Raw genomic sequence first — 23,911 nt, 5'->3', positions numbered from 1 at the left:
AATTGTGTGCCGCGGTAGGTGATGGTGCGGCGGGGGATGGTTTCGAGGCCGGCGAGCATGGCTTCGGTGAAGGGCCGGTTGTGGGTTTCGACGAATCCGACGACGACGTCGGTGCCGCGTTGCAGGCGGCGGCGGGCCTCTTCGAGCATCTTGTAGGTCTTACCGACGCCGGGCGCAGCGCCGAGATACACCCGCAACTCTCCCCGCGCCATCGTTGCACCGTATTTCTGTAGGTGGGCGGCCCGCCGCCGGATGGGCGGCGGGCCGGAAGGGGTCAGCCGCGGACCGGGTGGGCGGCGTCGAGGGCGAGGTTCAGTTGCAGGACGTTGACGCCGGGTTCGCCGGCGAACCCGAGGACCCGCCCGGTGGTGTACTCGTCGATGAGCTTCCGCACGTCCGCGGGCGTCGCGCCGCGGGCGGCCGCGACCCGGTTCACCTGCAGCCGGGCGTAGGCGACACTGATGTGCGGGTCGAGTCCGCTGCCGCTGGCGGTGACCGCGTCGGCCGGGACGGCGGGCCGGTCCGGTGCGCCGCCGCGGACCGGGGTGATGACGCCCTTGCCGTAGTCCTCGCCGGGCGTGGCGGGCTCGACCTTGACGCCCTCGTAGGTGGCGAGGAACGGCGCGGTGCCGCCGGTCTCGTTGAGGCTCACCACGCGGGTCACCGGACCGGTCGCGCCGTCGCGGTGGAACACGGCGAGGACCGCGCCGACCCCGCCGGCGGTGCAGTAGGGCCGGCTGCCGTCGACGCCCTCGAGGTCGCCGACCGCCTTGCTGCGGGCGCAGACCTGCGTGAGCAGGCTCTGCTTGCCGTTCTCACCGAGGGTGTCGACGACGTTCTCCGGGCCGAGGTTGCTCGCCGACGTCGACGTCGGGTCGTAGCCGTGGCCCGCGGCCGACGGCCGGGACTGGAAGTACTGCTTGAGCGGGGTACCGCGGGCGTCGGTGAACGACTGCCCGATGAGGCGGCTGCCCACGGTCCTGCCGTCCCGGGCGACGAGAGAGCCGTCGGCCCGGACCGAGAGACCCGGCAGCCGGCCGACGCCGACCATGAGCAGCGGGTAGACGAGCCCGAGCAGGACGGTCAGGAGGAGCAGGGCGCGGAGCGCGGCGAGGTGCCGGCTGAGCCAGGCTGGGAGGCGCATCAGGAGATCCCGATTCTTCACAGGACGAACTGGATGACGAGGTCGATGGCTTTGATGCCGATGAACGGGACGACGACGCCGCCGGCACCGTAGACGAGCAGGTTGCGGCGCAGCATCGACGCGGCGGGGCCGGGCCGGTAGCGCACCCCGCGCAGCGCGAGGGGAATGAGGGCGACGATGACGACGGCGTTGAAGATGACCGCGGACAGGATCGCCGAGGTCGGCGAGTGCAGCCGCATGATGTTCAGCTGGTCCAGGCCGGGGTAGATCGCGGCGAACATGGCCGGGATGATGGCGAAGTACTTGGCGATGTCGTTGGCGATGGAGAACGTGGTCAGGGCGCCGCGGGTGATGAGGAGCTGTTTGCCGATCTCGACGATCTCGATGAGTTTCGTCGGGTCGGAGTCGAGGTCGACCATGTTGCCGGCCTCTTTGGCGGCGCTGGTGCCGGTGTTCATGGCGACGCCGACGTCGGCCTGGGCGAGCGCGGGTGCGTCGTTGGTGCCGTCGCCGGTCATCGCGACGAGCTTGCCGCCCTCCTGCTCCCGTTTGATGAGGGCCATCTTGTCCTCGGGGGTGGCCTCGGCGAGGAAGTCGTCGACGCCGGCCTCCTTGGCGATGGCGGCCGCGGTGAGCGGGTTGTCGCCGGTGATCATGACGGTGCGGATGCCCATGCGGCGCATCTCGTCGAAGCGTTCCCGCATGCCTTGTTTGACGACGTCCTTGAGGTGGATGACGCCGAGGGCGCGGGCCGGCTCCTCCCCGACGCGTTCGGCGACGACGAGCGGGGTGCCGCCCGCCCCGGAGATCGCGTCGACGATGTGCCCGACGTCGCCGGTGGGGTGCCCGCCGTTGTCGCGGACCCACTGCATGACGGCGGTGGCGGCGCCCTTGCGGATCTGCCGTCCCTCGACGTCGACCCCGGACATGCGGGTCTGCGCGGTGAACGGCACCCAGGTGGCGCCGGCCAGCTCACCGGGGCTGCGCTCCCGCAGGCCGTGCGCGGTCTTGGCGTGCACCACGACGCTGCGGCCCTCGGGGGTCTCGTCCGCCAGGCTCGACAGTTGCGCGGCGTCGGCCATCTCCGGGGCCGTCACGCCGGCGACGGTGAGGAACTCGCCGGCCTGCCGGTTGCCCAGGGTGATGGTGCCGGTCTTGTCCAGCAGCAGGGTGTTGACGTCGCCCGCCGCCTCGACGGCGCGGCCGGACATGGCCAGGACGTTGCGTTGCACGAGGCGGTCCATGCCGGCGATGCCGATCGCGGACAGCAGCGCCCCGATCGTCGTCGGGATGAGGCAGACCAGCAGCGACACGAGGACGATGCCGGTGACGCCGTCGCCGTTCAGGGCGAGGCTGTCGGGCGCGAACGCCTGCACGCCCTTGGAGTAGATGGCCAGGGGCTGCAAGGTCGCGACCGCGAGCAGGAAGATGATGGTCAGCGACGCGAGGAGGATGTTGAGGGCGATCTCGTTGGGGGTCTTCTGCCGGTTGGCGCCCTCGACGAGGGCGATCATCCGGTCGATGAAGCTCTCACCGGGCCGCTGGGTGATCCGCACGACGATCCGGTCGGAGAGCACCTTGGTGCCGCCGGTGACGGCGCTGCGGTCGCCGCCGGACTCGCGGATGACGGGTGCGGACTCGCCGGTGATGGCGGACTCGTCGACGGAGGCGATGCCCTCGATGACGTCACCGTCGCCGGGGATGACCTGACCGGCCTCGACCACGACGATGTCGCCGAGCTGCAGCGCCGCGGCCGGCACCGGCTCCTCGACCCGGTCCGCGCCCACGAGACGCCGTGCCATGGTGTCGGTCTTGGCCCGGCGGAGTGTCTCGGCCTGGGCCTTGCCGCGGCCTTCGGCGACGGCCTCGGCGAGGTTGGCGAACACGACGGTCAGCCACAGCCAGACGGTGATCAGCCAGGCGAACACGCTGGGGTGCGCGACGGCGAGGACGGTGGTGAAGACCGAGCCGATCTCGACGATGAACATGACCGGGTTGCGCCACAGCGTGGCCGGGTTGAGTTTGCGCAGCGCGTCCGGGGTGGACTTCCACAGCTGCCGGGGGTCCAGGAGCCCGCCGGCGATGCGGCGTGGGGCAGGGACGGTCATGTCGTTTCCTTGAGGGGCGGTCAGGGTGCTCATCGGACGCCTTCCGCGAGCGGGCCGAGGGCGAGCGCCGGGAGGTAGGTGAGGGCGACCACGATCACGGTGACCGCGACGACCATGCCGATGAAGAGGGGTTGGTACGTCCGGAGCGTTCCGGCCGACTGCGGCACGGGGGTCTGCCGGGCGAGTGACCCGGCGAGGCCGAGGACCAGGATGATCGGCAGGAACCGGCCGAGCAGCATGCACAGCCCGAGGGCCGTGTTGTAGAACGTGGTGTTGACCGAGATGCCGGCGAACGCGGAGCCGTTGTTGTTCGACGCCGACGTGAACGCGTACAGCACCTCCGACAGCCCGTGCGCGCCCGGGTTCGCCATCGAGGACCGCGCCGTCGCCGAGCCCATCGCGACCGCGGTGCCGACGAGCACGAGGGCCGGGGTCGTCAGCAGGTACAGCGACGCGAACTTGATCTCCCGGGCGCCGATCTTCTTGCCCAGGTACTCCGGGGTGCGCCCGACCATGAGCCCGGCGACGAACACGGTGATGACGGCGAGGATGAGCATGCCGTACAGGCCGGATCCGACGCCGCCGGGCGCGACCTCGCCGAGCATCATGTTGAGCATGGTGACCATGCCGCCGAGCGACGTGTAGGAGTCGTGGAACGAGTTGACCGCACCGGTCGACGTCAGGGTGGTGATCGCGGCGAACGTCGCGGACTGGGAGACGCCGAAGCGTGTCTCGGTGCCTTCCGTCGCGGCGCCGACGGCGGTGGGGACCGTCCCGCCGTGCGCGAGCTGCAGGGCGTTGATCGCGATGACGCTGCCGATCGCGAGGATCGCCATGATGCCCGCGATGGCGAGGCCCTGCCGTTTGTCGCCGACCATCCGGCCGAAGACGCGGGGCAGGCTGAACGGGATGAGCAGGATCAGGAACAGCTGCAGCCAGTTGGTCCAGCCGGTCGGGTTCTCGAACGGGTGGGCGCTGTTGGCGTTGTAGAACCCGCCGCCGTTGGTGCCGAGCTCCTTGATGACCTCCTGGCTGGCGACCGGCCCGCCGGTGATGGTCTGGCCGGCACCGGTCAGGGTGGTGACGTCGGTGCCGCCGCTGAGGTTCTGCACCACGCCGCCGGCGATCAGGAGGGTCGCCCCGATCACCGCCACCGGCAGCAGGATCCGCACGCAGATCCGCATGAGATCGACCCAGAAGTTGCCGAGCTGCTCGGTCTTCGAGCGGGCGAAACCTCGCACCAGCGCGACCGCGACGGCGATGCCGACGGCCGCTGAGGTGAAGTTCTGCACCGCGAGGCCGGCCATCTGGACCAGGTGACCCATCGTCGACTCGCCGGAGTACGACTGCCAGTTGGTGTTCGTGACGAAACTGACCGCCGTGTTCCACGCCTGGTCCGGCGCGACCGGGTCGAAGCCGAGGCTGAGCCACAGGTGCTGCTGCACCCGCTGGAACAGGTACAGCGCGAGGATCGAGATCGCGGAGAACGCCAGGACGCTGCGGGCGTACACGCCCCACGACTGCTCGCCGTCCGGGTTCACTCCGGCGGCCCGGTAGGCGAGGCGCTCGGCGCGGGTGTGCCGCGCCGACGTCACCGCCCGGTACATGTAGTCGCCGAAGGGTCTGTAGACCAGCACCAGGGCGAGGATCAGCGAGGCGACGAAGACCACGCCCGCCGCTGTGGGACTCATCAGAACTTCTCCGGGAAGAGCAGGGCCGTCACCAGAAATGCCGTGAGGGCGATGGCGAGGATGAGACCGACGAGGTTCTCGGCGTTCACAGCCGCTCCACCGCCCGCACCGCAAGGCCGAGGACCGCGAACGCCGCGATCGTCAGCAGCACGAACCACAGGTCAGCCACGAGGGGATCTCCTTGTCGTTTCCGGCGGCCGAGGTCCGGTCGCAAACGAAGTGAAGCCCCACGGGTCCGCCCTGCCCAGGTGCGTTGATGAAATCCATACGCCGGTCACCCGGCCCTTGACGGTTTCTTAACGCCGCGGGCCCGACCCGCGAGCGCGGGCACACCCGCCGACGGCGGCGGCCGATCGGCTCACCGGTCCGGGGTGAGCCGGACCCGCCGCAGGAGTTGCGCGTTGAGCGCGACGACGATCGTGGACGCGGACATCAGCACCGCCCCGACGGCCGGGCTGAGGGCGATCCCGGCCCAGGCGAGGACACCGGCGGCGAGCGGGATCGCGACGATGTTGTATCCGGCCGCCCAGGCGAGGTTCTGGATCATCTTGCGGTAGCTGGCCCTGGACAGCCGGATGACGCCGGTCACGCCGCGCGGGTCGGACGAGGCCAGCACGACACCGGCGGACTCGATCGCGACGTCGGTGCCGGCGCCGATGGCGATGCCGACGTCGGCGCGGGCCAGGGCCGGGGCGTCGTTGACACCGTCGCCGACCATCGCCACCCGCAGCCCGCGGTGCTGCAGGTCGGCGACGGTGCGGTCCTTGTCGGCCGGGAGGACCTCGGCGAACACCTCGTCGACGCCCGGCCGCAGCCCGAGGTCGGCGGCGACGGCGTCGGCGACCTGCCGGGCATCGCCGGTGATCATGACGATCTTGCCGACGCCCAGCCGCCGCAGCTGCGCGATCGCCTCCTTCGCCTCGGGCCGGACCTCGTCCTCGAGGGCGAGCGCGCCGACGGCGTGCGCGGCAGCGCGCGTCGCGTCCCCGTCGAGGCGGACGAGGTGCAGCACGGCGGCGCCGCGCCCGGTCCAGGCCGCGGCCGCGGCGGCGACGTCGTCGGGCGGCGTGACGTGCAGCTCCCGCAGCAGGGCCGGGCCGCCGACGGCGTAGCGGACCCCTCCGACGGTGGCCTGCACGCCGCGGCCGGTCAGCGACTGGAAACCCTCGGCGCGCAGGTCGGTCCCGCCGTCCCGCCGGGCGGCGGCGACGATGGCGCGGGCCAGGGGATGTTCGCTGTCGGCCTCCACGGCGGCCGCGGTGTGCAGCACCTGCTGCCCGGTGAGCCCGGCCGCGGCGGTGACGCCGGTGACGGTGTGGGCGCCCTTGGTCAGGGTGCCCGTCTTGTCGAACAGCACCGCGTCGACGGTCCGCATCCGCTCCAGCGCGAGGCGGTCCTTCACCAGGATCCCGGCGCGGGCGGCGACGGCGGTCGACAGCGAGATCACCAGCGGGATGGCCAGGCCGAGCGCGTGAGGGCAGGCGATGACCAGCACCGTCACGGTCCGCACCACGGACTCGTCCAGGTCGCCGAATGCCCACCAGACGGCGAAGGTGACCAGCCCGGCGCCGGCGGCGATGTAGAACAGCCAGGCGGCGAAGCGGTCGGCGAGGACCTGTGCCCGGCCGCGGGACCGCTGCGCCTGCCCGACGAGGCGCTGGATGCCGGCGAGGGCGGTGTCGTCGCCGACGGCGCCGACCTCGACGCGCAGCGCGGAGTCGGTGGCGACGGTGCCGGCCACGACCCGGTCGCCGGCGGTGCGGGGCACCGGCCGGGACTCGCCGGTCACCATCGACTCGTCGAGCTCGGCGCTGCCGTCGACGATGCGGCCGTCGGCGGGGACGCGGCCACCGGAGCGGACCAGGACCGTGTCACCGACGCGCAGGTCGCCGACCCGCACGGACTGCGGCCGGCCGTCGGCGTCGAGACGCTCGGCGTCGTCGGGCAGCAGCGCGGCGAGGGCGGCGAGGGCGCCGCTCGCCTGTCCGATGGCCTTCATCTCCTGCCAGTGCCCGAGCAGCATGATCGTGACCAGCGCGGCCAGCTCCCACCAGAACTCCAGGCCGAACCATCCTGCGCTGGTGGCCAGGGACGCCGTGTAGGCGACGGTGATCGCCATCGAGATGAGCAGCATCATGCCCGGGGCGCGGTCGCGGACCTCGGCCACGGCACCGGCGAGGAACGGCCGGCCGCCGTAGAGGAACACCGTCGTGCCCAGCACCGGCCCGACGAGACCCATGCCGGGGAAGTCGAGCCGGTAGCCCAGCCAGCCCATCACCATGTGGCTGGTCGCGACGATCGGGACGGTCAGCGCGAGGCTGAGCCAGAACCTGCGCCGGAACACCTCGGGGTCGTGCCCGGCGTGCTTGTCGTGCCCCGCGTCGCTGTCGTCGGCGTGACCGGAGGGGTGACCGAGGGGATGACCACGGGCCTGCTGATGGTCGTGCCCTGAGACGGCTGTGCGGTGCGGTTGCGACATGGTCAGCTCCTTCTCGTCCTCTCGAACATACCCCCGGGGGGTATACCTGGCAAGCGATGGTGGTGCGGGACGGGGTCTACGATGTCGCGTAGGAGGTGGTCCGGGCGTGGTGCTGATCCGCCGCATGCGGCCGTCCACCTGGTTGCTGACCGTGGTGCTGCTCGTGCTCGGTGTCGCGTGGATGCACACCGTCGCCGCCGCCCCGCTCCCACCGGTGGTGCACGCGGGCACGGCGACGGCCGTCGAGGCGGTGCCGCGGTGCGCCCCGGACGGGCACCACGATCCCTGCCCTGGCTCGCCGCACGGCGGCGGTCACGCCACGGCCATGTGCCAGTCCGCCCTGCCGCCCGCCATCGGCGCCCCGGCTCCCACCCTCACCGCGTCGCACGCGTCGCTGCCCGCCTCGGTGGTCCGGGTGTCGGCCGTCACCGTCGCGGCCGAAGCCGCCGGCGGCACCGGGTGCGGTCCGCCGCCGCGCAGCATGCTGTCGATCTGGCGGACGTAGGCCGGCTCCGGAGTCGAATGATGCCGCCCGCCCCCGGCCCGCAGTGTGTGCGGAGGGTGCCCGCGGCGACGTCCTGACGCGTCCGCGTCACCGTTTCGAATCTTCAGGAGCTCGATTCACCATGCGTACGAACAACCTTCGCCGGGCCGCCGTGGTCACCGGCGTGCTCAGCCTCGCCCTGCTCGCCGGCGGCTGCGGCGGCAGCGGGATGGACCACGGCACGATGGGCAACGGCAGCCCCACGTCCGCCGCGGCACCGAGATCGGGTGCGACCTTCAACGCCACCGACGTCAAGTTCGCCAACGACATGATCCCGCACCACCGTCAGGCCCTCGACATGGCCGGGACCGCCCGGTCGAAGGCCGCCACGCCCGAGGTCAAGGCCCTCGCCGACAGGATCGCCGAGGCGCAGGAGCCGGAGATCGCCACCATGTCCGGATGGCTGACCGCCTGGGGTGAGCCGGTCCCCAGCCCCGGCGGTATGCACCATGGCGACATGGGCGGCATGGGTGAGATGCCCGGCATGATGACCGACCAGGAGATGCGGGAGCTGTCCGAGGCCACCGGCAAGGCCTTCGACACGATGTTCCTGCGGATGATGATCAAGCATCATCAGGGCGCGGTCGAGATGGCCGGGATCGAACAGGCCCAGGGCCAGGACGCGGCGGTCAAGCAGCTCGCCGCCAGGATCGCCGCGGACCAGACCGCGGAGATCACCGAGATGCAGGGGTTGCTGGCCAAGCTGTAGGCGCCCGGCGTCATCCCAGCGGTGCGGCACCGGTACGCAACGGTGCCGCACCGCTGGCCCCTGCCGGTGCCGGTGCCCGTTGATCAGTACCTCCATCGGGTCGCCTCGACGATCTCCTGCGGGGTCGCGCCGGCGAACCGGTCGGCCTCGGCGAGCCGGACCGCGCAGTACGCCTCCAGCAGCGCCGGTCCGAGCAGACCGGCCAGCAGGTCGTCGGCCCGCAGCGCGGCGACGGCGGCGACGGCCGTCTCCGGCAGCCGTTCGGGGCGGCGGTCCTCGGGCAGCAGCGCCGGGTCGCCCGGCACCTCGGCCGGCAGCCGCAGGTCGTGCCCGCACGAGGCGGCGACGATCTCGGTCACGGCGGCGACGACGAGGTACGGGTTGGCGGCGCCGTCGCAGCACTTGACCTCGACGTTGGCGGCCCGGTCGCGTTCGCCGGGGCTGCCGGTGACCAGCCGCAGGGCGGCCTCGCGGTTCTCGTGGCCCCAGCAGCGGTACGGCGCGGCCCAGCGCTGCGGCTCCAGCCGGAGCCGGCTGGCGACGCCGGGGGAGGCGAGCGCGGCGAGCGCCGGCAGCCGCCGCAGGAGCCCGGCCATGGCGGCCTCGCCCGCCGGGCGCAGTCCGTGCGGCCGGTCGCCCCCGCTGAACAGCGCCTGCCCGTCGCGGCGGGCCGAGACGTGCAGGTGGTGGCCGTTGCCGACCTGGCCGGCGCTGACGACGGGGGCGAAGGACACCCGCAGGCCGTGCCGCTGGGACACGGCCCGGACGGTCTGGCGGACCAGCACGGTCCGGTCCGCGGCGAGCACCGGGTCGGCGGCGGCGACGGACACCTCGAACTGGCCTGGCGAGTACTCGGGGTGGATCTGCTCGACGGGCACGTCCTGCGCGGCGAGGGCCTGGAACAGGTCGTCGAGGTAGGCCGCCACCTCGACGACACGGGTCATCCCGTAGGCGGGGCCGGTCGCGGCCGGGCCGCCGTCGGCGGTGGCGAGGTACCACTCCACCTCGAACGCCATCCGCAGCTCGAGGCCGAGCGCGGCGGCGCGGGCGGCGGCGGTGCGGGCCAGCGTCCGCTGGCAGCACGGCCATGGCTCGCCGTCCTGGGTCCGCCGGTCGGCCGGCGCCCAGGCCCAGTGGGGCTGCGCGGCCAGGACGGTGACGCGGTCCAGGTCGGGGAACAGCCGCAGGTCCCCGGCCGGCCCGCCGACGTGTTCGCTGGTGGTGACCGAGTCGTCGACGAGGAACACGTCGAAGACCGGCGACATGCCGACACCCCAGCCGGCCGCGTGGGCGAGCCGGTGGACCGGCACCGTCTTCACCCGGGTGACGCCGGCGTTGTCGACCCAGGTGAGGGCGACCGCGTGGACGTCGCGGGAAGTCAGCTCGGCGGCGGCGATCCGGCCGGCCCGTGCGGCGTCGTCCATCGACGCGTCGTTTCCGGAAGCGGTCGCCACCAGGCGCACCTACCCGCGCGGGACCCGCTGAACCGGGGAGGCGCGGCCGGCACCCTCGCCGGCTACCGGGCCTGGCCCTGGGGCACCAGGTCGAGCGCGGCCTCGACGGCGACCTGCTCCATCCCGCGCAGGAACGCCTCCGCGTCGCCGGGCGAGACGAAGTGGGTGTCCATGAACACGGTGATCTGCAGCGTGTCCGGCACGTCGTCGATGTGGACGAACAACCGCTCGAAGGAGTCGTCCTGCTGGACCGTCCAGCGGAACGTGGTGTGGCCGCCGTGGAGCGCCTCGCGGATCTGGTCCGGCGTCGGTGCCGGGCCGGTGGAACCCGCCCGGGTGGTGATACGCCGGTCGTTGTAGAAGCAGCCGAGGTCGAGGTCCGGGTCCCGCTCCGCGGCCACCCTCGCGATCAGGTCCTGCAGCTGCACCGGATGGAAGTAGGCGTGCTTGTACGCCGTCATCGCCGCCCGCTGGGTCCGCGCCAGCGCCTCGGAGAACGGTACCCCCGCGACATCCAGCGCACAGAGACCGCTTTCGGCGACGGTGCACACCACCTCGGCGAGGGCGGGGCGGAACCGGTTGTTCACCGTGGGCCGGAACACCACCGGATTGATCCCGGTCATCCGGTGCAGCGCCACCCCGTACACGGCCATCAGCACCGGTGAGGCGTCCATGCCGGCCCGGGCGGCGATCGCCCGCGTCGCCAGGTGCAGCGCCTGAGATCTGAACTCGCCCCGCCAGTGGCGTGGCTGACGCGGGTCGTCGGACCCGGCGAACCGGCGGGCCGGGATGCTCCGCAGCAGCCGTTCCCAATACCGCAGCGCCGCCTCGTTCTGCCGGACACCGGCCGGCGAACGCTGCCAGCGGGCCTGCTCCAGCGGCTGCATCCCCTTGACCGGCGTGGCCACCCGCGCGCCGGACTCGGTGATCATCACCGCGGCGCCCGAACCGTCGGTGACCAGGTGACACATGATGGCGACCAGGTGCGTCGGCAGCCCGTCCCGGACCACCACACCCATCCGCAGCGGCCACTGCGTCACGAAGTCGTAGTCGGTCTCCTCGTATCGCCGCCGCAGCGCGTCGGCGAGCTCCGCCGGGTCGTCGTCGTCGCCCGCGTCGATGACGTCCAGCGCGATCTCACCCGAGCTGGAGACCACCTGGGACGGCCGGTCGCCGGCGTCGAAGCGCAGCCGGGTCCGCATCGGCTGATAGCGGCTCATCAGGTAGCGGAGGTTCTCCACGACGTCGGCGAGGCTGGTGCCGCCGGGCAACGGCGTCGCGCCGCCCATGGGCAGCCACGAATTCTGGCGCCGCATCGCCATCCACAGGTCCAGCTGGCCCCAGGACAGGTCGTCGACGCCGGAACCCTCACCCTCGAAGGCAACAATGATCTGCTCTGCCATGCCACCGGTCCTTCCGTGTCACCGCGGCGTCCATCGATAACCCGGCAGTATCGTACAGTTTCTTAACAGATAATCCTGGGCGTCACCGCGACGAGTTTTCCGGGCGGATCCGCGGGCCGGACCGCTGTCGCGGGACAGCCGGCGCGGCCCCGCCCGACCTGGCCGGAGAACGCTCCGGATGGCCGCTGAAGTGCGGCGATGCGCCGGGATGGTTTTGCGGGTGATCCGCCGGTCCGTACACTCGGCGGCACGTTGCCGGGCTCAGGGCGTCCTTCGGGTCCCTGTGTGGCTCCCGGTGGCGAGGGTGGCCGACCGCACGTGCCCGCAGTTCCCGGGGCGCACCGCCGCCCGCTTCCTTGCCCGCACCAACCCCGCCACGTGCGCGCCTGCCTCGTGGCGTGGAGTCGCCCGTACCGTTCCCGGTCGGCGACCGACGCCTAGGGAGATCATGAGAAAGCCAGCCATTATCGTGGGAGCGGTGTGCGCCGCACTCATCGCGTTCATGTTCGCCGCCGAGCACCCGTCCCGATCGTCGCAGCCGCTGCGGACCGGGACCGGCCTGCACGTCAGCGGCAGGAACATCGTCGAGGCCAACGGCAACAACTTCGTCATGCGCGGCGTCAGTCACCCGTACGCCTGGCACAAGGACCAGAAGCAGTCGTTCGCCGACATCAAGCGGCTGGGTGCCAACTCCCTGCGTGTCGTGCTGACGAACGACGTCGGCGCCGGCGAGGTGTCCGAGATCATCGCGAGGTGCAAAGAGCACCGGCTCATCTGTGTCCTGGAGTATCACGACACCACCGGGCACGGCGAGAAGGACGACGCCGTCGCCCTGGACGCGGCCGCCGCGTACTGGACCGGGCTGAAGAGCGTCCTGGCCGGCCAGGAGGACTTCGTCGTCGTCAACCTCGGCAACGAGCCGTACGGCAACACCGACACCGCGGGCTGGGCCGGCGCGACGAGCGGAGCGGTCAGGAAGCTGCGCGACGCCGGCCTGCGGCACCTGATCATGGTCGACGCGCCGAACTGGGGACAGGACTGGGAAGGCGTCATGCGCGGCAACGCCTCGTCGGTGCTCGACAGCGACCCGCGGCGCAACATCGTGTTCTCGGTCCACATGTACGGCGTGTACGGCACCGCCTCGAAGGTCGCCGAGTACTACGACGCCTTCCAGAGCGCCGGGCTGCCGCTGGTGGTCGGTGAGTTCGGGTGGAAGCACACCGACGGTGAGGTGGACGAGGACACCATCATGGCCGAGGCGCAGTCCCGCGGGATCGGCTACCTGGCCTGGTCGTGGAGCGGCAACAGCGGCGGCGTCGAGTACCTCGACCTGGCCACCGGCTTCGACCCCGGCCGGTTGACCTCGTGGGGCCGGCAGGTCTTCGACAGCGTCAACGGCATCCGGGCGACCTCGAAGGAGGCCACCGTCTTCGGCGACCGGCGAGCGGCCGGGTAGCGCGAGGGCCCGCTACGCCGGTACTACTCCGAAAGTAGGGCCGACTTCCGCACCGTCACCCAGGCCGACCCTGAGCCCTCCACGGGTAGTAGCGCATCGCCCAGCGACAACGAACACGCAGGGGGAGGCGAACGTGAGAGCGTCGAAGACCGCGCCTCCGGACCGGGACGCCTGGCTTCACCGGGACGCCCGGCTCGCGGCCCGGGAAGCGCCGGCCGTGGGGCAGTTCGGGGTGACGCAGACCTTGCCCGGCCCGCGCCAGGCCCAGGAACAGCACCGCGGCCTCGCCCGTTGGAGGCCGGGGTACTGGCCGCTGATCCTGTCCTATCTGCTCGTCGTGGGGAGTGACTTCTGGTTCGTCAACCCGTTCGCCACCGGTGTGCTCAGCTGGCCGCTGACCGTGCTGTGGACGTGGCCCATCATCACCACGATCACCGGCATCGTCGGCATACGACGGACTCGCCGGGCACTGCGCGAGTCGGAGGCCCGCTGGTCCGGCCGCGGGCCGACGAGAAGCGAGGGCTTCCTGATCGTTGTCGTTCCGACCATCGGGCGGAACGACACCTACCCCGCGCTCAAGCGCTCGGTCCTGTCCTACCTCACCTATCTCCCCACGTGCTTCCCGCGGCTCAGGATCGACATCGTCATCGACGAGGGCTGCGAGGCGGCCGACAGGATCGCCGGGCTGGCCGCGCGAAGCGAGCTGATACGGCTCGTCGTCGTTCCACGGCAGTACCGCACCGCCAACGGGACACGGTTCAAGGCGCGGGTCACCAACTACTCGCACGAGCTGCGGATCCACGAGCACGAGCACCGCGACGACGTGTGGGTGCTGCACATGGACGACGACACCGGTGTCGGCCCCGACACCGCCCTGACCATGGCCCGGTTCATCGAGGAGCAGTCCCGGGCCGGCCGCGACGCCAAGCACCTGGCCCAGGGCGTCCTGACATATCCACGCGAGTACGCGGTGAACACGCTCACCTGGCTCGCGGACTCGGTCCGGCCCGCCGAGGACGTGGGGCGATTCTCGGCCTGGACCGGCAGTGGCACCCCGCGCGCCGGCGTGCACGGTGAGCTCCTGCTGGTGCGGGCCTCGATCGAGGCGACGATAGGCTGGGACTTCGGCCCCCGCAGCATCGTCGAGGACGCCCAGTTCGCCCTGATCTTCTGTGCCCGCTACAAGGGCCGCAGCGCCTGGTTCGGCGGGCGGTGCTACGGCGCGTCGCCCGCCGGCCTCCGCGACTTCGTCCGCCAGCGCGAACGCTGGTCGTGGGGGCTGACGGCCCTGGTGTTCAACCGGTCGCTGCAACTGCGCAACCGGCTGCTGCTCGCCTACTCGGTGGTGTCGTGGGTCGTCGGCCCGATCACGAACGTCGCGGTGGTCATGTTCCTCAGCCTCCTTGTCGCCGAACGCAACACGTCACCGGTGGCGCTCTTCGTCATTCCGCTCTGGGCGCTGAACATGGCCTACACGATCTGGATGTACTGGGAGGGCCTGCGGCTCAACGCCGTGGTGTCCGGTGACGGCAGGCGCAAGTGGTGGGAGCCTCCGGTCGTCATCCTGCTCATCCCGGTCTTCGGGATGATGGAGAGCATCCCTGGACTGCGCGGATTCGTGAAGTTCGCCCGGGGCACCGAGAACCGGTTCGCGGTCATCCGGAAGCCCTCATGACCGCGGGATCATCGCCCGGGGGCTGCTCCTCGAAACGGTCGGACCGCCGCGCGGGAAGGGCACGCCGTGCGCGAGATGCCCGGTCTCGTGCCGGCCGGTGCCGAGGCCGAGCTCCACCCCTGCCGTCCGGCATGTCGTCGGCCCGGGCCGACGTCCTCACCACTGCAACGTCTGGACCTCGGTGTACTCCAGGACCCCTTCGGGGCCGAACTCGCGGCCGATGCCGGAACGGCCGAACCCGCCGAACGGCAGCCGGACGTCGGCGACGGCACCGTCGTTGACGCTGACCCGCCCCGCGCGGAGCCGTTCGGCGACCGCGACGGCCGCGACCCGGTCGGCGGACACGACCGCGCCGGCGAGGCCGTACGGGGAGTCGTTGGCGAGGGCGACCGCCTCGTCGTCGGAGCCGAACGGGATGACCACGGCGACCGGGCCGAAGATCTCGTGCCGGGCGACCGGGTCGTCGTTGCCGATGCCGGTCAGCACGACCGGCTCGTGGAAGAACCCTTTGCCGTCGACCGTGGCGGGGCCGCCGTCGACGGCCGCCTTCGCGCCCCGGCGTCGCGCGTCACGGACCAGGGCAGCCACCCGGTCCCGGTGGGCGGCCGAGATGAGCGGGCCCAGGGTCGTGCGCGCGTCGGCGGGGTCGCCGGGCACGGCGGCGGCCAGACGCTCCGTGAGCACCGCCACGTAGTCGGCGAACACGTCGCGGTGCACCAGGTGGCGGGTCAGCAGCGCACAGCCCTGCCCGGCGAGGGTGGTCGTGTTCGCGGCGCCGATCCGGCCGGCCAGGGCGAGGTCGGCGTCGGCGCGCACGACGAGCGCCGACTTGCCGCCGAGCTCCAGCACGACGCGGGTGACGTTGCCCGCCGCCTGCGCCATCACCTTCGCCCCGACGGTGTCGGAGCCGGTGAACGTGACCAGGCCGACCCTGGGGTCACCGACGAGTGCCGCGCCGACGTCGGCGCCGCCGGTGACGACGTTCAGGACCCCGGGCGGGATGCCCGCCTCGTCGGCGGCCTCGGCGAGGGCGAGGATCTCCAGCGGCGTGTACGGCGACGGTTTCACCACGACGGTGTTGCCCATCGCGAGGGCCGCCGCGACCTTCGGCAGGGTCAGCAGCAGCGGCGCGTTGAACGGTGTGACGGCCACGACGACCCCGGCCGGGACCCGCCGGACCAGGCTCGAACCGACCCTCGGTGGCGCGCCCGCGGCGCGGGGCGGCGCGGGGAGCATCCGGTCGTGGTCGGCGGTGGCGGCGCCGATCGCGTACTCCAGGTGCGCCAGCCCGGACGCGACGAACGCCGCCGACTGCCCGCGCGGCGCACCCGACTCCGCGATCGACAGGGCGACGTGGTCCTCCACCCGGTCGGACAGGGTGCGGTGCAGGCGGCGCAGGGCGGCGGCGCGTCCAGCCGGGGTGAGCCCGGACCAGCGCCCGTCGTGGAACGCCCGATGCGCCGCGCGGACCGCGCCGGTCGCGTCGGCGGCGGCACCGTCGGCGGCGCTGCCGATCACCGCCTCCGTCGCCGGGTTCACCACGTCGGCGGTCGCACCACCAAAGGCGGCCCGCCATTGCCCGTCCACGTACAGTCCGCGTTCCATCAGCCGACGATAGGTGTGGCGCGGCGGCCGCGGCGACGGTGCGGCGATTGGCTGTGCCTATCGACAGATGCACGGTTCGTCTTTGTGCACACCACCCCTGACCGGCTGGGATGGCGGTATGGAGCACACCGCGGTGATCGTCGACGCCGTCCGAACCCCGATCGGCAGGCGCAACGGCGCCCTCGCCGCCTGGCATCCGGTGGACCTGGCCGCCGAGGTGCTCAAGACCCTCGTCGCGCGGACCGGGATCGACCCGGCCGACGTCGACGACGTCATGTTCGGCTGCGTCAACCAGCTCGGCGACCAGTCCACCAACGTCGGCCGGATGGCGGCCCTCGCCGCCGGCTGGCCGGAGACGGTGCCGGGTGTGACGATCGACCGGGCCTGCGGGTCCAGCCAGCAGGCGCTGCACTTCGCGGTCGCGAGCGTCCTTTCCGGCATGGCCGGCACGGTCGTCGCCGGCGGGGTCGAGATGATGTCGCGGGTGCCGCTCGGCGCCGCCCGCGCGACCGGCATGCCGTACGGGCCGAAGGTCCGCGCCCGGTACGCCCGGGACGCGTTCAGCCAGGGTGAGGGTGCGGAGATCCTGGCCGAGCGGTACAGGCTGTCCAGGACGGCACTGGACGAGTTCTCGGTCCGCTCGCACACCCTCGCCGCCGCCGCGACCGACGCCGGGGCGTTCGCGGGTCAGCTCGTCACGCTGCCGGACACGCCGCTGACCGCCGACGAGGGCATCCGCCGGGCGTCCACAGTGCAGACCCTGGCGAATCTCAGACCGGCGTTCCGTGAGGACGGTGTCATCCACGCCGGCAACGCCTCGCAGATCTCCGACGGTGCCGCCGCGCTGCTCGTGACGACCGGGGACCGGGCCCGCGCGCTCGGCCTGACCCCCCTCGCCACGTTCCGTGCCGGCACGATCGTCGGCGACGACCCGGTCGTCATGCTCAGCGCCCCCTGGCCGGCGACGCACAAGGTCCTCGCCCGCGCCGGTCTCGGCATCGACGACATCGGCGCGTTCGAGATCAACGAGGCGTTCGCGTCCGTGCCGCTCGGCTGGCTCGCCGAGACCGGGGCGGATCCGGAACGGCTGAACCCGCTGGGCGGAGCGATCGCCGTCGGGCACCCCCTGGGAGCCTCCGGTGCGATCCTCATGACGCGGCTGCTGCACCACATGCGCGACAACGACATCAGGTTCGGGTTGCAGTCGATGTGCGAGGCGGGCGGCATGGCCAACGCCACGATCGTCGAGCTGGCCGGATGACCCTCCTGGACGGCCGCCGGATCCTGGTGACCGGCGGGTCGCGGGGGATCGGCCGGGCGATCGTCGAGGGCGCCGCGGCGGCCGGGGCCCGCTGCGCCGTCGTCTGCCGCGACCCGGCCGGCGCCGGCGGGCTGCTGCGGGCGTGCGCCGATGCCGGGCTGCCGGTCCCGTCCGTCCACGCCGGAGACATCACCGACGCCGCCGGCTGCGAACGGGCCGTCGTCGCCGCCGCGCAGACGCTCGGTGGGGTCGACGTCGTCGTCAACAACGCCGCCCGGGTGTCCGGCGGTGCCCCGGACGGGCTGTTCACGACGACGGACGCGTTGCTGCGGGCCGACTTCGACGAGAAGGTCGTCGGATATCTGCGGGTCGTGCGGGCCGCCGTGCCGTACCTGCGCGACAGCGCCCACGGCAGGGTGGTGAACATCGGCGGGGAGGCGGCGCGGATCGCCCGGCACAACGTCAGCTCCGGGGTGCGCAACGCCGCCCTAGTGCACCTGACCCATTCGATGGCCCGCGAGCTCGGCCCGGACGGGATCACCGCGAACGTCGTCCAGCCCGGGATCGTGCTCACCACGGACGTGCGGGCGATGCTCGTCGCCGGTGCGCCGGATCCGGACGCGCACCTGCGCAGGCTGGCCGCCAGGCAGTCGCTGCGGAGGTTCGTCGAGCCGGCCGAGGTCGCCGCCGTCGTGGTGTTCCTCGCGTCGGTGGCCTCGTCGGGGCTGACCGGACAGGTGCTGACGGTGTCCGGCGGTACGTCAGCGGCGGTGCACTACTGAGATCCGCTTCGCGGCGAACACCAGGCCGCCGTGCGCGGCGCGGACGACGTGGTCGTGGTAGCGGCCCCAGGTCTGCACGACATGCCCGTCGGCGCCCTGTGACACCGCGTGGAACAGCGCCCGGACCTCGATCGGGTCCCCGTCGCCGGTGACCTCCACATTGGACACCAGGTGCAGGCCGGGTGCGGCGGTGCCCGCCCAGTACCGTTCGAACAGCCCGACGAACTCGTCTGCTCCCTCACGACGCACGCCGTCGGCGCCGAGGGTCTCCACGTCGTCGGCGACGAGCGATCGCAGCAGGTCCGCGTCGCGGTCGTCGACGCCGCGGCAGTACGCCGCCTGCAGCGCCGACACCTCCAGGAGCAGGTCGGTCATCGTGCGGCCCTCCAGGGTCCGGGGACGGGGCAGCCGTCCCGGTCGGTGAACGTGCCCCGCGATGCGAGCGCGGGATGGTGCGGTGCCTCGCCGGGGGTGAGGACGGGGGTGACGCAGGCATCGACCTCCGCGAACACGAGCTCCCAGTCCGCGCGGGTCCGGGTGGCGAAGATCCGGGCCAGTTCGTCCCGCTGGCCGGGCCACCGGTCGCGGTCGTGCTGGGGCCAGCCCGCCGGGTCGATCCCCAGGGCGGCCAGGAGTGCCGAGTGGAACGCTGGTTCGATCGCGCCGACGGCCATGAAGCCGCCGTCGGCGGTGCGGTAGGTGCGGTAGAACGGGGCGCCGCCGTCGAAGATGTTCGACTCCCGTCCGTGCGTCCACAGCCCCGCGGCGCGCATGTCGTGCAGCAGCGTGGTCAGCGAGGCGACGGCGTCGGTCATCGCCACGTCAAGGACGGTGCCGCGGCCGGTGCGGGTGCGTTCCAGCAGTGCCGCCAGGACCCCCATGACGAGGTACGTGCCGCCGGCGCCGAAGTCGGCGAGGAGGTTCAGCGGCGGCAGCGGCGGCCGGTCCGCCGGTCCGGTCGGATACAGCGCCCCGGCGACGGCGAGGTAGTTGATGTCGTGCCCGGCGCGCTGCGCCCAGGCGCCGTCGTGACCCCAACCGGTCATGTGGACGTAGACGAGCGGCGGGTGCCCGGCGCACAGGACCGCCGGGCCGAGCCCGAGCCGTTCCACGACGCCCGGCCGGTACGGGTCGACGAACACGTCGGCGGTGGACGCCAGCTGGCGGACCGTGTCGCGGCCCTCGTCCGTCTTCAGGTCGGCGACGACGCTGCGCACGCCCCGGGACCGGGAGTCCAGGTGCGACGGCAGCCCGGACACCCCGGCGCCGCTGCCCGGCCGGTCGACCCGGACGATCTCGGCGCCCAGGTCGCGCAGCAGCATCCCGGCGAACGGGGCCGGGCCGGCCCCGGCGAGCAGGACGACACGGACCCCGGTCAGCGGGTTCACGGCAGGCGCAGCGCGAGCAGCGGCACGAACTGGGCCGCGCTGTCCAGGTCGGTGTCGTCGGGGCCGCCGGCGACGGTCCGGCGGGGCATCGTCACCTTGATGGCGTTCGCCGCCGGGTAGTCGATGATCTGCACGGTCGCCGGGTCGACGTGCAGCAGGGCGGCGACGGCCTCGGCGGTGATGACGCCGGAGTCGCGCCACCGCAGGTACGCCTCCTCGGTCGTGAACACCATGTCGGAGGAGACGAGGAACGCGCCCGCGTTGCGGGTCCGGAAGGTGCTGCACTCGGACCGGATGTCAGTCATGACCGAACCATCTCCTGCCGTACGGCGCCGCTGTCGGTGACTTCGAGGGTGAACGGCTCCATCGGGTGGTCGAGTGCGGCGGCGTGCCACACGCTCCAGTTGAAGACCGGCCCGACGTCGACGACGGACGGGGCGTAGGCGAGCGCGCCGTTGGCGGAGTTCGCCACGCCGGGGACGCGGACACCGTGCATGAAGAACGGCATCGCCCCGGAGACGATCTCGTGCGCGATCTCCTGGTCGGCGGCGACGGCCTCGGCGACGAGGCCGATCTCGTAGCAGCCGGCGTAGCCGTTCGCGGCGTTGGGTTCGGCGTCGCCGAGGACGGCGTCGTAGCCGTAGCGGCGGAACCCGAACGTGTATTCGGAGCGGTCCAGGCCGTAGCGGTCCTGGGCGGTGCGGTGCACAAGGTCGGTGATGGCGGCCGTGTAGTCGCCGACGTTGCGCACCACGGCGGGGTCGCGGACCCCGAACAGGCACATGCTGCGGTGGCCGAGCTGCTCGACCCCCTCGAGGCGGACGCTGTACGGCTCCGGGGTGAACGTCGCCCCGACCACGCGGACGGTCTGCTCGTCCACCTGGATGTACCGCGCCGCCGACGTGTCCAGGGTTCCGGGTGGTTCGCGCAGCAGGTACGGGGTGGCGTTCTCGTACAGCATCTGCGCGGCGACGGACCGTACCGTGCACCGGGAGCGGCCGCCGACGGGCCGGACGGTGAACCCCTCGTCGTCGATCTCCCCGACGATGCACTCGCCGGCGCCGATCGGCTCCTCGATCGCGTACCCGCACTCGACGGTCTTGCCCATGTGCCATGCCGGTCCGGGGGCGATGCCGCGCAGCAGCGGCACGGCGGCGTAGATCGCGGCGTCGGACGACCGGCCGGCGAGGACGATCTGGGCACCCGCGTCGAGGGCCTCGGCGTAGGGTTCCGGACCCATCATCGCGACGATCCGGGCGGCCCTGTCGACGTCGGCCTCGGTCAGGTCCGGGCGGCCGTCGAGGCCCCACGTCTGTCCACTGCGGACCTTGCCGAGGACCCAGTCCTTCGGCTGTTCGGTGCGGATCGTGGCGATGCGGGCGGTCCGGCCGTGCGTGGCGAGGATGTCCTCGACGACGCCCCGGAACCAGGTGAGCCCGGCGTCGCTGCCGGTGAACCCGGCCGAGCCGATCAGCAGCGGCACCCCGATGTCGAGGGCGCCGACGACCATGCGCTCCAGGTCGCGGCGGGTCTGCCGGTAGCCGGCCCACGTGGTCGCGGCGCCGAGGTAGTAGGGGCCCCAGTCGGTGCTGCCGGCGTCGCAGGCGATGAAGTCCGGCTTCGTCAGCAGCGCGGCCCGGAACGACTTCGTGGAGAAGCCGCCGCCCATGACCGCGGCTGGGGCGACGAACCGCACCCGGTTCTCAGTGCTCATCGTTCACCTCTCGTCGAGCAGCGCGAACAGTGCGCGCCGGTGCTGGTCCGGGGTCCCGGCGAGCGCCGCGGCGGCGTGCGCGCGGCGGAGCAGGACATGGGCCGGGTATTCCCAGGTGAAGCCGATCCCGCCGTGCAGCTGGACGGCTTCGGTCGTGATCGTCACGGCGGCCTCGGACGCCTTGACGGCAAGGGTGTGCGCGCTGCGTTCGTCGCCGCCGCACCGCACGACGTAGTCGGCGGCGGACCGGGCCACCTCCAGGGTCACGGTCAGGTCGGCGAGTTTGTGCTGCACCGCCTGGAACGCGCCGATCGGCCGGCCGAACTGGCGGCGGGTCTTCGCGTGCTCGACGGTCAGCTCGAGGGCGTGCCCGGCGACGCCGACGCATTCGGCGCCCAGCGCGATCCAGGTGGCGACCTCGGCCCGCCGGACCGCCCCGGCCGCCCGGTCGCCGCCGGCGAGGACCCGCGCGGGGGTGCCGTCGAACACGACCCGCCACGCGGGCCGGCTGAGATCGAGGGACGGCAGTTCGGTCAGCTCGGCGCCGCCCTCGACGAGGACGAGCACCGGGGTCCCCCCCAGGTCCGCGGCGACCAGCAGCGGCGCCGGCGGCGGGGCGGCGAGGACCGGCCCGACCGAACCGGTCAGCGTCACCGAGCCGTCCACTGTGGACTCCGCCGTCACCCGGCGGGCGGCGGCGAGGGGCATGTGCACGAACACGGGGGACCGCCTCCCGCCGGCGATGCGGGCCAGGAGCTCGCCGGCGCAATCACCGTCCAGGGTGGACAGTGCGGAGGCGGCCGCGACTGCACCCGGGACGAACGGGCCGCCGACGACCGCCCGGCCCAGTTCCGCGGCGACCGCGACCAGTTCCGCCGGGCCGAACCCGAGACCGCCGTGCGACTCGGGGACGAGCAGACCGGCCAGGCCGAGTTCGCCGCAGAGCCGCGACCAGACCTGCCCGCCGTCCCCGGCCGGGACGACCGGCTCGGCGTGGGCGCCGAGGAAGTCCCGCAGCGCGGATGCCAGCTCAGATGCCAGCTCAGTGGCCAGCTCTGAGGCCGGCTCTGAGGCCACCCCCGGCGGTGCGGTCACGACCCGGCTCCCTCGATGCCGCAGATCCTGCGGGCCAGATCCTTGGCGTGCGTCATGTCGTAGTGCTTCTCGACGATGAGCCGCTGGGCGTGCAGGCCGCCGCCGCCCTGCAGGATCGTCACGCTCTGCCAGCCGCCGAACGTGTCGGCGGTGAAGTCGCGGATGCCGTGGAACAGCCGCATCCGGTACTCGGCGTCGACCCCGTCCATCGTGCGCATGTACTTGGCGACGAGCTCACCGGTCTCCGGGTTGCGCAGGTCGTCGAGCATCGGCGCGGTCAGCACGCTGCCACCGGCGATGTCGTGCAGGTTGCGGACCATCTCGGCGTAGTTCGCCGCGGCGAAGTACTTGGCGGCGTTGGTCATCAGCTCGTCCGGCGACGCCCACCCCTCGGCGGTGAACCGGGCGTTGTTGACGGCGGCCTCGAGACCGGCCCGGATCATCGTCGCGTAGTTGATCAGCTCGGCGATCTTCTGCCGGATGTGCGGGATGCGCTGCAGCCCGTTGGCCTCGGCGATGAGCTGGGCCATCCCGACGATCGTGTCGGCCATCTCGACGTAGTGCGCGACGCTGCCGATCCGCTCCCACAGCCCGAGCGAGTGGGCGAACGTCGCGGAGTGCTCGACCTCGCCGTCGAGGAAGACCCGCTCGTTCGGCACGTACACGTCGTCGAAGATGACGAACCCCTCGGCCATGTTGCGCCGGCCGCTGTACGGGAAGTAGTCGCTCGGCAGGTCGGGCCGCGGTGCGTACGTCGTCGCGACGATCTTCACCCCGGGCGCGCCGACCGGCACCGCGCAGGCGATCGACCAGTCCTCCTCGCCGGGCTTCATCCGCTTCGTCGGCATCACGATGAGGTCGTGGTCGATCGGGGCGCCGGTGATGTGCAGCTTCGCGCCGCGGATCACGACCCCGCCGGAGTCGCGGCTGACCACCCGCACGTACAGGTCGGGGTCGTCCTGCTTCATCGGCGACAGCGCCCGGTTGCCCTTCGCGTCGGTGATGGTCTGCACGCAGCGCAGGTCGGCCCGTTTGGCGTGCTCGAAGTAGTCCATCACCCGGTCGGCGTACACCGGCAGCTGCGAGCGGATCCGGCTGGCGGCGGTCATCAGCATGAGCAGGCTCACCGACGTCGTACGGGTCGGGTTCGCCCACTTCAGCTGCTCCACCTCCTGATACTTCAGGTCCTCGACGCTGCGCGGGATGAAGAACAGCGGCCCGAACGTGTCGTCGCCGGGCCGGTAGAACTCGTCGTAGTTCGCCGCGGTCATCGCGATGCTCTGCCGCAGCAGCGGTTCCTCGGTGACGTCCTCGATCCGCCGCCCGGCGATGTAGACCTGGCGGCCGTCGCGGAGGCTCTGCCGGTACTGTTCCCCGGTCATCATGGGTGCTGCGGTCCTCTC

Annotated in this window: 21 protein-coding genes and 1 pseudogene; 6 read left to right on the top strand and 16 right to left on the bottom strand. The window is 72.4% G+C overall.

The genetic code is table 11. From position 1 onward, the window contains the following. From ABZS58_RS26590 to ABZS58_RS26560, 7 genes and pseudogenes are all read right to left on the bottom strand, one after another. A pseudogene (locus ABZS58_RS26590) lies at positions 1–212 on the bottom strand (sensor histidine kinase KdpD); the annotation flags it as partial. A gap of 62 nt (positions 213–274) precedes the next feature. Continuing rightward, the gene (locus tag ABZS58_RS26585; RefSeq protein WP_354785900.1) at positions 275–1,144 is read right to left on the bottom strand and encodes a potassium-transporting ATPase subunit C; all 870 of its coding nucleotides are present in this window, start codon (positions 1,142–1,144) and stop codon (positions 275–277) included. Between the two features lie 17 nt (positions 1,145–1,161). Beyond that, positions 1,162–3,252, bottom strand: coding sequence for a potassium-transporting ATPase subunit KdpB (gene kdpB / locus ABZS58_RS26580; protein ID WP_354785898.1), 2,091 nt, complete (start codon positions 3,250–3,252; stop codon positions 1,162–1,164). A gap of 29 nt (positions 3,253–3,281) precedes the next feature. Continuing rightward, positions 3,282–4,943, bottom strand: coding sequence for a potassium-transporting ATPase subunit KdpA (kdpA, locus tag ABZS58_RS26575; protein WP_354785896.1), 1,662 nt, complete (start codon positions 4,941–4,943; stop codon positions 3,282–3,284). Beyond that, entirely contained in the window at positions 4,943–5,032 is a 90-nt protein-coding gene (gene kdpF, locus ABZS58_RS26570) for a K(+)-transporting ATPase subunit F (RefSeq protein ID WP_203854220.1), read from the bottom strand. The genes kdpA and kdpF overlap by 1 nt, the downstream gene beginning before the upstream one ends. Next, entirely contained in the window at positions 5,029–5,157 is a 129-nt protein-coding gene (locus tag ABZS58_RS26565; protein WP_354785894.1) for a hypothetical protein, read from the bottom strand. The genes kdpF and ABZS58_RS26565 overlap by 4 nt, the downstream gene beginning before the upstream one ends. Before the next feature lie 144 nt (positions 5,158–5,301). After that, complete coding sequence (locus tag ABZS58_RS26560) at positions 5,302–7,422, bottom strand: heavy metal translocating P-type ATPase (RefSeq protein ID WP_354785892.1); 2,121 nt, start codon at positions 7,420–7,422, stop codon at positions 5,302–5,304. 106 nt (positions 7,423–7,528) lie between these two features. On the opposite strand from ABZS58_RS26560, the gene ABZS58_RS26555 reads away from it, so the two are divergent. Further along, positions 7,529–7,927 carry a hypothetical protein gene (locus ABZS58_RS26555; protein ID WP_354785890.1) on the top strand — a complete coding sequence of 133 codons (399 nt, stop codon included), beginning with the start codon at positions 7,529–7,531 and terminating at the stop codon, positions 7,925–7,927. A 121-nt stretch (positions 7,928–8,048) separates the two neighbouring features. Further along, positions 8,049–8,675 (top strand): DUF305 domain-containing protein, encoded by a 627-nt coding sequence (locus tag ABZS58_RS26550; RefSeq protein ID WP_354785888.1) that lies wholly within the window; start codon positions 8,049–8,051, stop codon positions 8,673–8,675. 83 nt (positions 8,676–8,758) lie between these two features. On the opposite strand, the gene ABZS58_RS26545 is transcribed toward ABZS58_RS26550, so the two are convergent. Then, positions 8,759–10,129 carry a glutamine synthetase family protein gene (locus ABZS58_RS26545; RefSeq protein ID WP_354785887.1) on the bottom strand — a complete coding sequence of 457 codons (1,371 nt, stop codon included), beginning with the start codon at positions 10,127–10,129 and terminating at the stop codon, positions 8,759–8,761. 62 nt (positions 10,130–10,191) lie between these two features. Beyond that, complete coding sequence (locus ABZS58_RS26540; protein WP_354785885.1) at positions 10,192–11,532, bottom strand: condensation domain-containing protein; 1,341 nt, start codon at positions 11,530–11,532, stop codon at positions 10,192–10,194. 478 nt (positions 11,533–12,010) lie between these two features. Here ABZS58_RS26540 and ABZS58_RS26535 point away from each other — a divergent pair, with 478 nt between their 5' ends. Then, a complete protein-coding gene (locus tag ABZS58_RS26535; RefSeq protein ID WP_354785884.1) occupies positions 12,011–12,988 on the top strand; it encodes a cellulase family glycosylhydrolase in 978 nt (325 codons plus the stop codon). Positions 12,989–13,121: 133 nt separating this feature from the next. Further along, entirely contained in the window at positions 13,122–14,663 is a 1,542-nt protein-coding gene (locus ABZS58_RS26530) for a glycosyltransferase family 2 protein (protein WP_354785882.1), read from the top strand. Positions 14,664–14,819: 156 nt separating this feature from the next. Here the strand turns inward: ABZS58_RS26530 and ABZS58_RS26525 are convergent, their stop codons facing one another. After that, positions 14,820–16,268 carry an aldehyde dehydrogenase family protein gene (locus ABZS58_RS26525; RefSeq protein WP_354785880.1) on the bottom strand — a complete coding sequence of 483 codons (1,449 nt, stop codon included), beginning with the start codon at positions 16,266–16,268 and terminating at the stop codon, positions 14,820–14,822. A gap of 118 nt (positions 16,269–16,386) precedes the next feature. Between ABZS58_RS26525 and ABZS58_RS26520 the strand changes: the two genes are divergently transcribed. Both ABZS58_RS26520 and ABZS58_RS26515 read left to right on the top strand, forming a co-directional pair. Further along, positions 16,387–17,529 carry a thiolase family protein gene (locus ABZS58_RS26520; protein ID WP_354785878.1) on the top strand — a complete coding sequence of 381 codons (1,143 nt, stop codon included), beginning with the start codon at positions 16,387–16,389 and terminating at the stop codon, positions 17,527–17,529. Then, positions 17,526–18,311: an SDR family oxidoreductase gene (locus ABZS58_RS26515; protein ID WP_354785876.1), complete on the top strand. Its 786-nt coding sequence runs from the start codon at positions 17,526–17,528 to the stop codon at positions 18,309–18,311. Before ABZS58_RS26520 ends, ABZS58_RS26515 begins: the two co-directional genes overlap by 4 nt. Here ABZS58_RS26515 and ABZS58_RS26510 read toward each other — a convergent pair. From ABZS58_RS26510 to ABZS58_RS26485, 6 genes are read right to left on the bottom strand one after another with little or no spacing between them, the layout of a single operon-like run. Continuing rightward, positions 18,291–18,686 carry a nuclear transport factor 2 family protein gene (locus ABZS58_RS26510; RefSeq protein WP_354785874.1) on the bottom strand — a complete coding sequence of 132 codons (396 nt, stop codon included), beginning with the start codon at positions 18,684–18,686 and terminating at the stop codon, positions 18,291–18,293. The genes ABZS58_RS26515 and ABZS58_RS26510 overlap by 21 nt on opposite strands. After that, positions 18,683–19,699: a CaiB/BaiF CoA-transferase family protein gene (locus tag ABZS58_RS26505; protein ID WP_354785872.1), complete on the bottom strand. Its 1,017-nt coding sequence runs from the start codon at positions 19,697–19,699 to the stop codon at positions 18,683–18,685. Before ABZS58_RS26505 ends, ABZS58_RS26510 begins: the two co-directional genes overlap by 4 nt. Continuing rightward, positions 19,696–20,004, bottom strand: coding sequence for a DUF4387 family protein (locus ABZS58_RS26500; protein ID WP_354785870.1), 309 nt, complete (start codon positions 20,002–20,004; stop codon positions 19,696–19,698). The genes ABZS58_RS26505 and ABZS58_RS26500 overlap by 4 nt, the downstream gene beginning before the upstream one ends. Beyond that, positions 20,001–21,413 carry an acyclic terpene utilization AtuA family protein gene (locus ABZS58_RS26495; RefSeq protein WP_354785868.1) on the bottom strand — a complete coding sequence of 471 codons (1,413 nt, stop codon included), beginning with the start codon at positions 21,411–21,413 and terminating at the stop codon, positions 20,001–20,003. The genes ABZS58_RS26500 and ABZS58_RS26495 overlap by 4 nt, the downstream gene beginning before the upstream one ends. A gap of 3 nt (positions 21,414–21,416) precedes the next feature. Further along, positions 21,417–22,508 carry an acyl-CoA dehydrogenase family protein gene (locus tag ABZS58_RS26490; protein WP_354785866.1) on the bottom strand — a complete coding sequence of 364 codons (1,092 nt, stop codon included), beginning with the start codon at positions 22,506–22,508 and terminating at the stop codon, positions 21,417–21,419. Beyond that, on the bottom strand, positions 22,505–23,893 hold the full coding sequence (locus ABZS58_RS26485; protein ID WP_354785864.1) for a 4-hydroxyphenylacetate 3-hydroxylase N-terminal domain-containing protein: 1,389 nt from the start codon (positions 23,891–23,893) through the stop codon (positions 22,505–22,507). The genes ABZS58_RS26490 and ABZS58_RS26485 overlap by 4 nt, the downstream gene beginning before the upstream one ends. Positions 23,894–23,911 lie beyond the last annotated feature (18 nt).

The organism is Dactylosporangium sp. NPDC005555, from assembly GCF_040605635.1.
GTDB lineage: Bacteria > Actinomycetota > Actinomycetes > Mycobacteriales > Micromonosporaceae > Dactylosporangium.
This window is presented reverse-complemented; position numbering and strand designations above follow the sequence as displayed.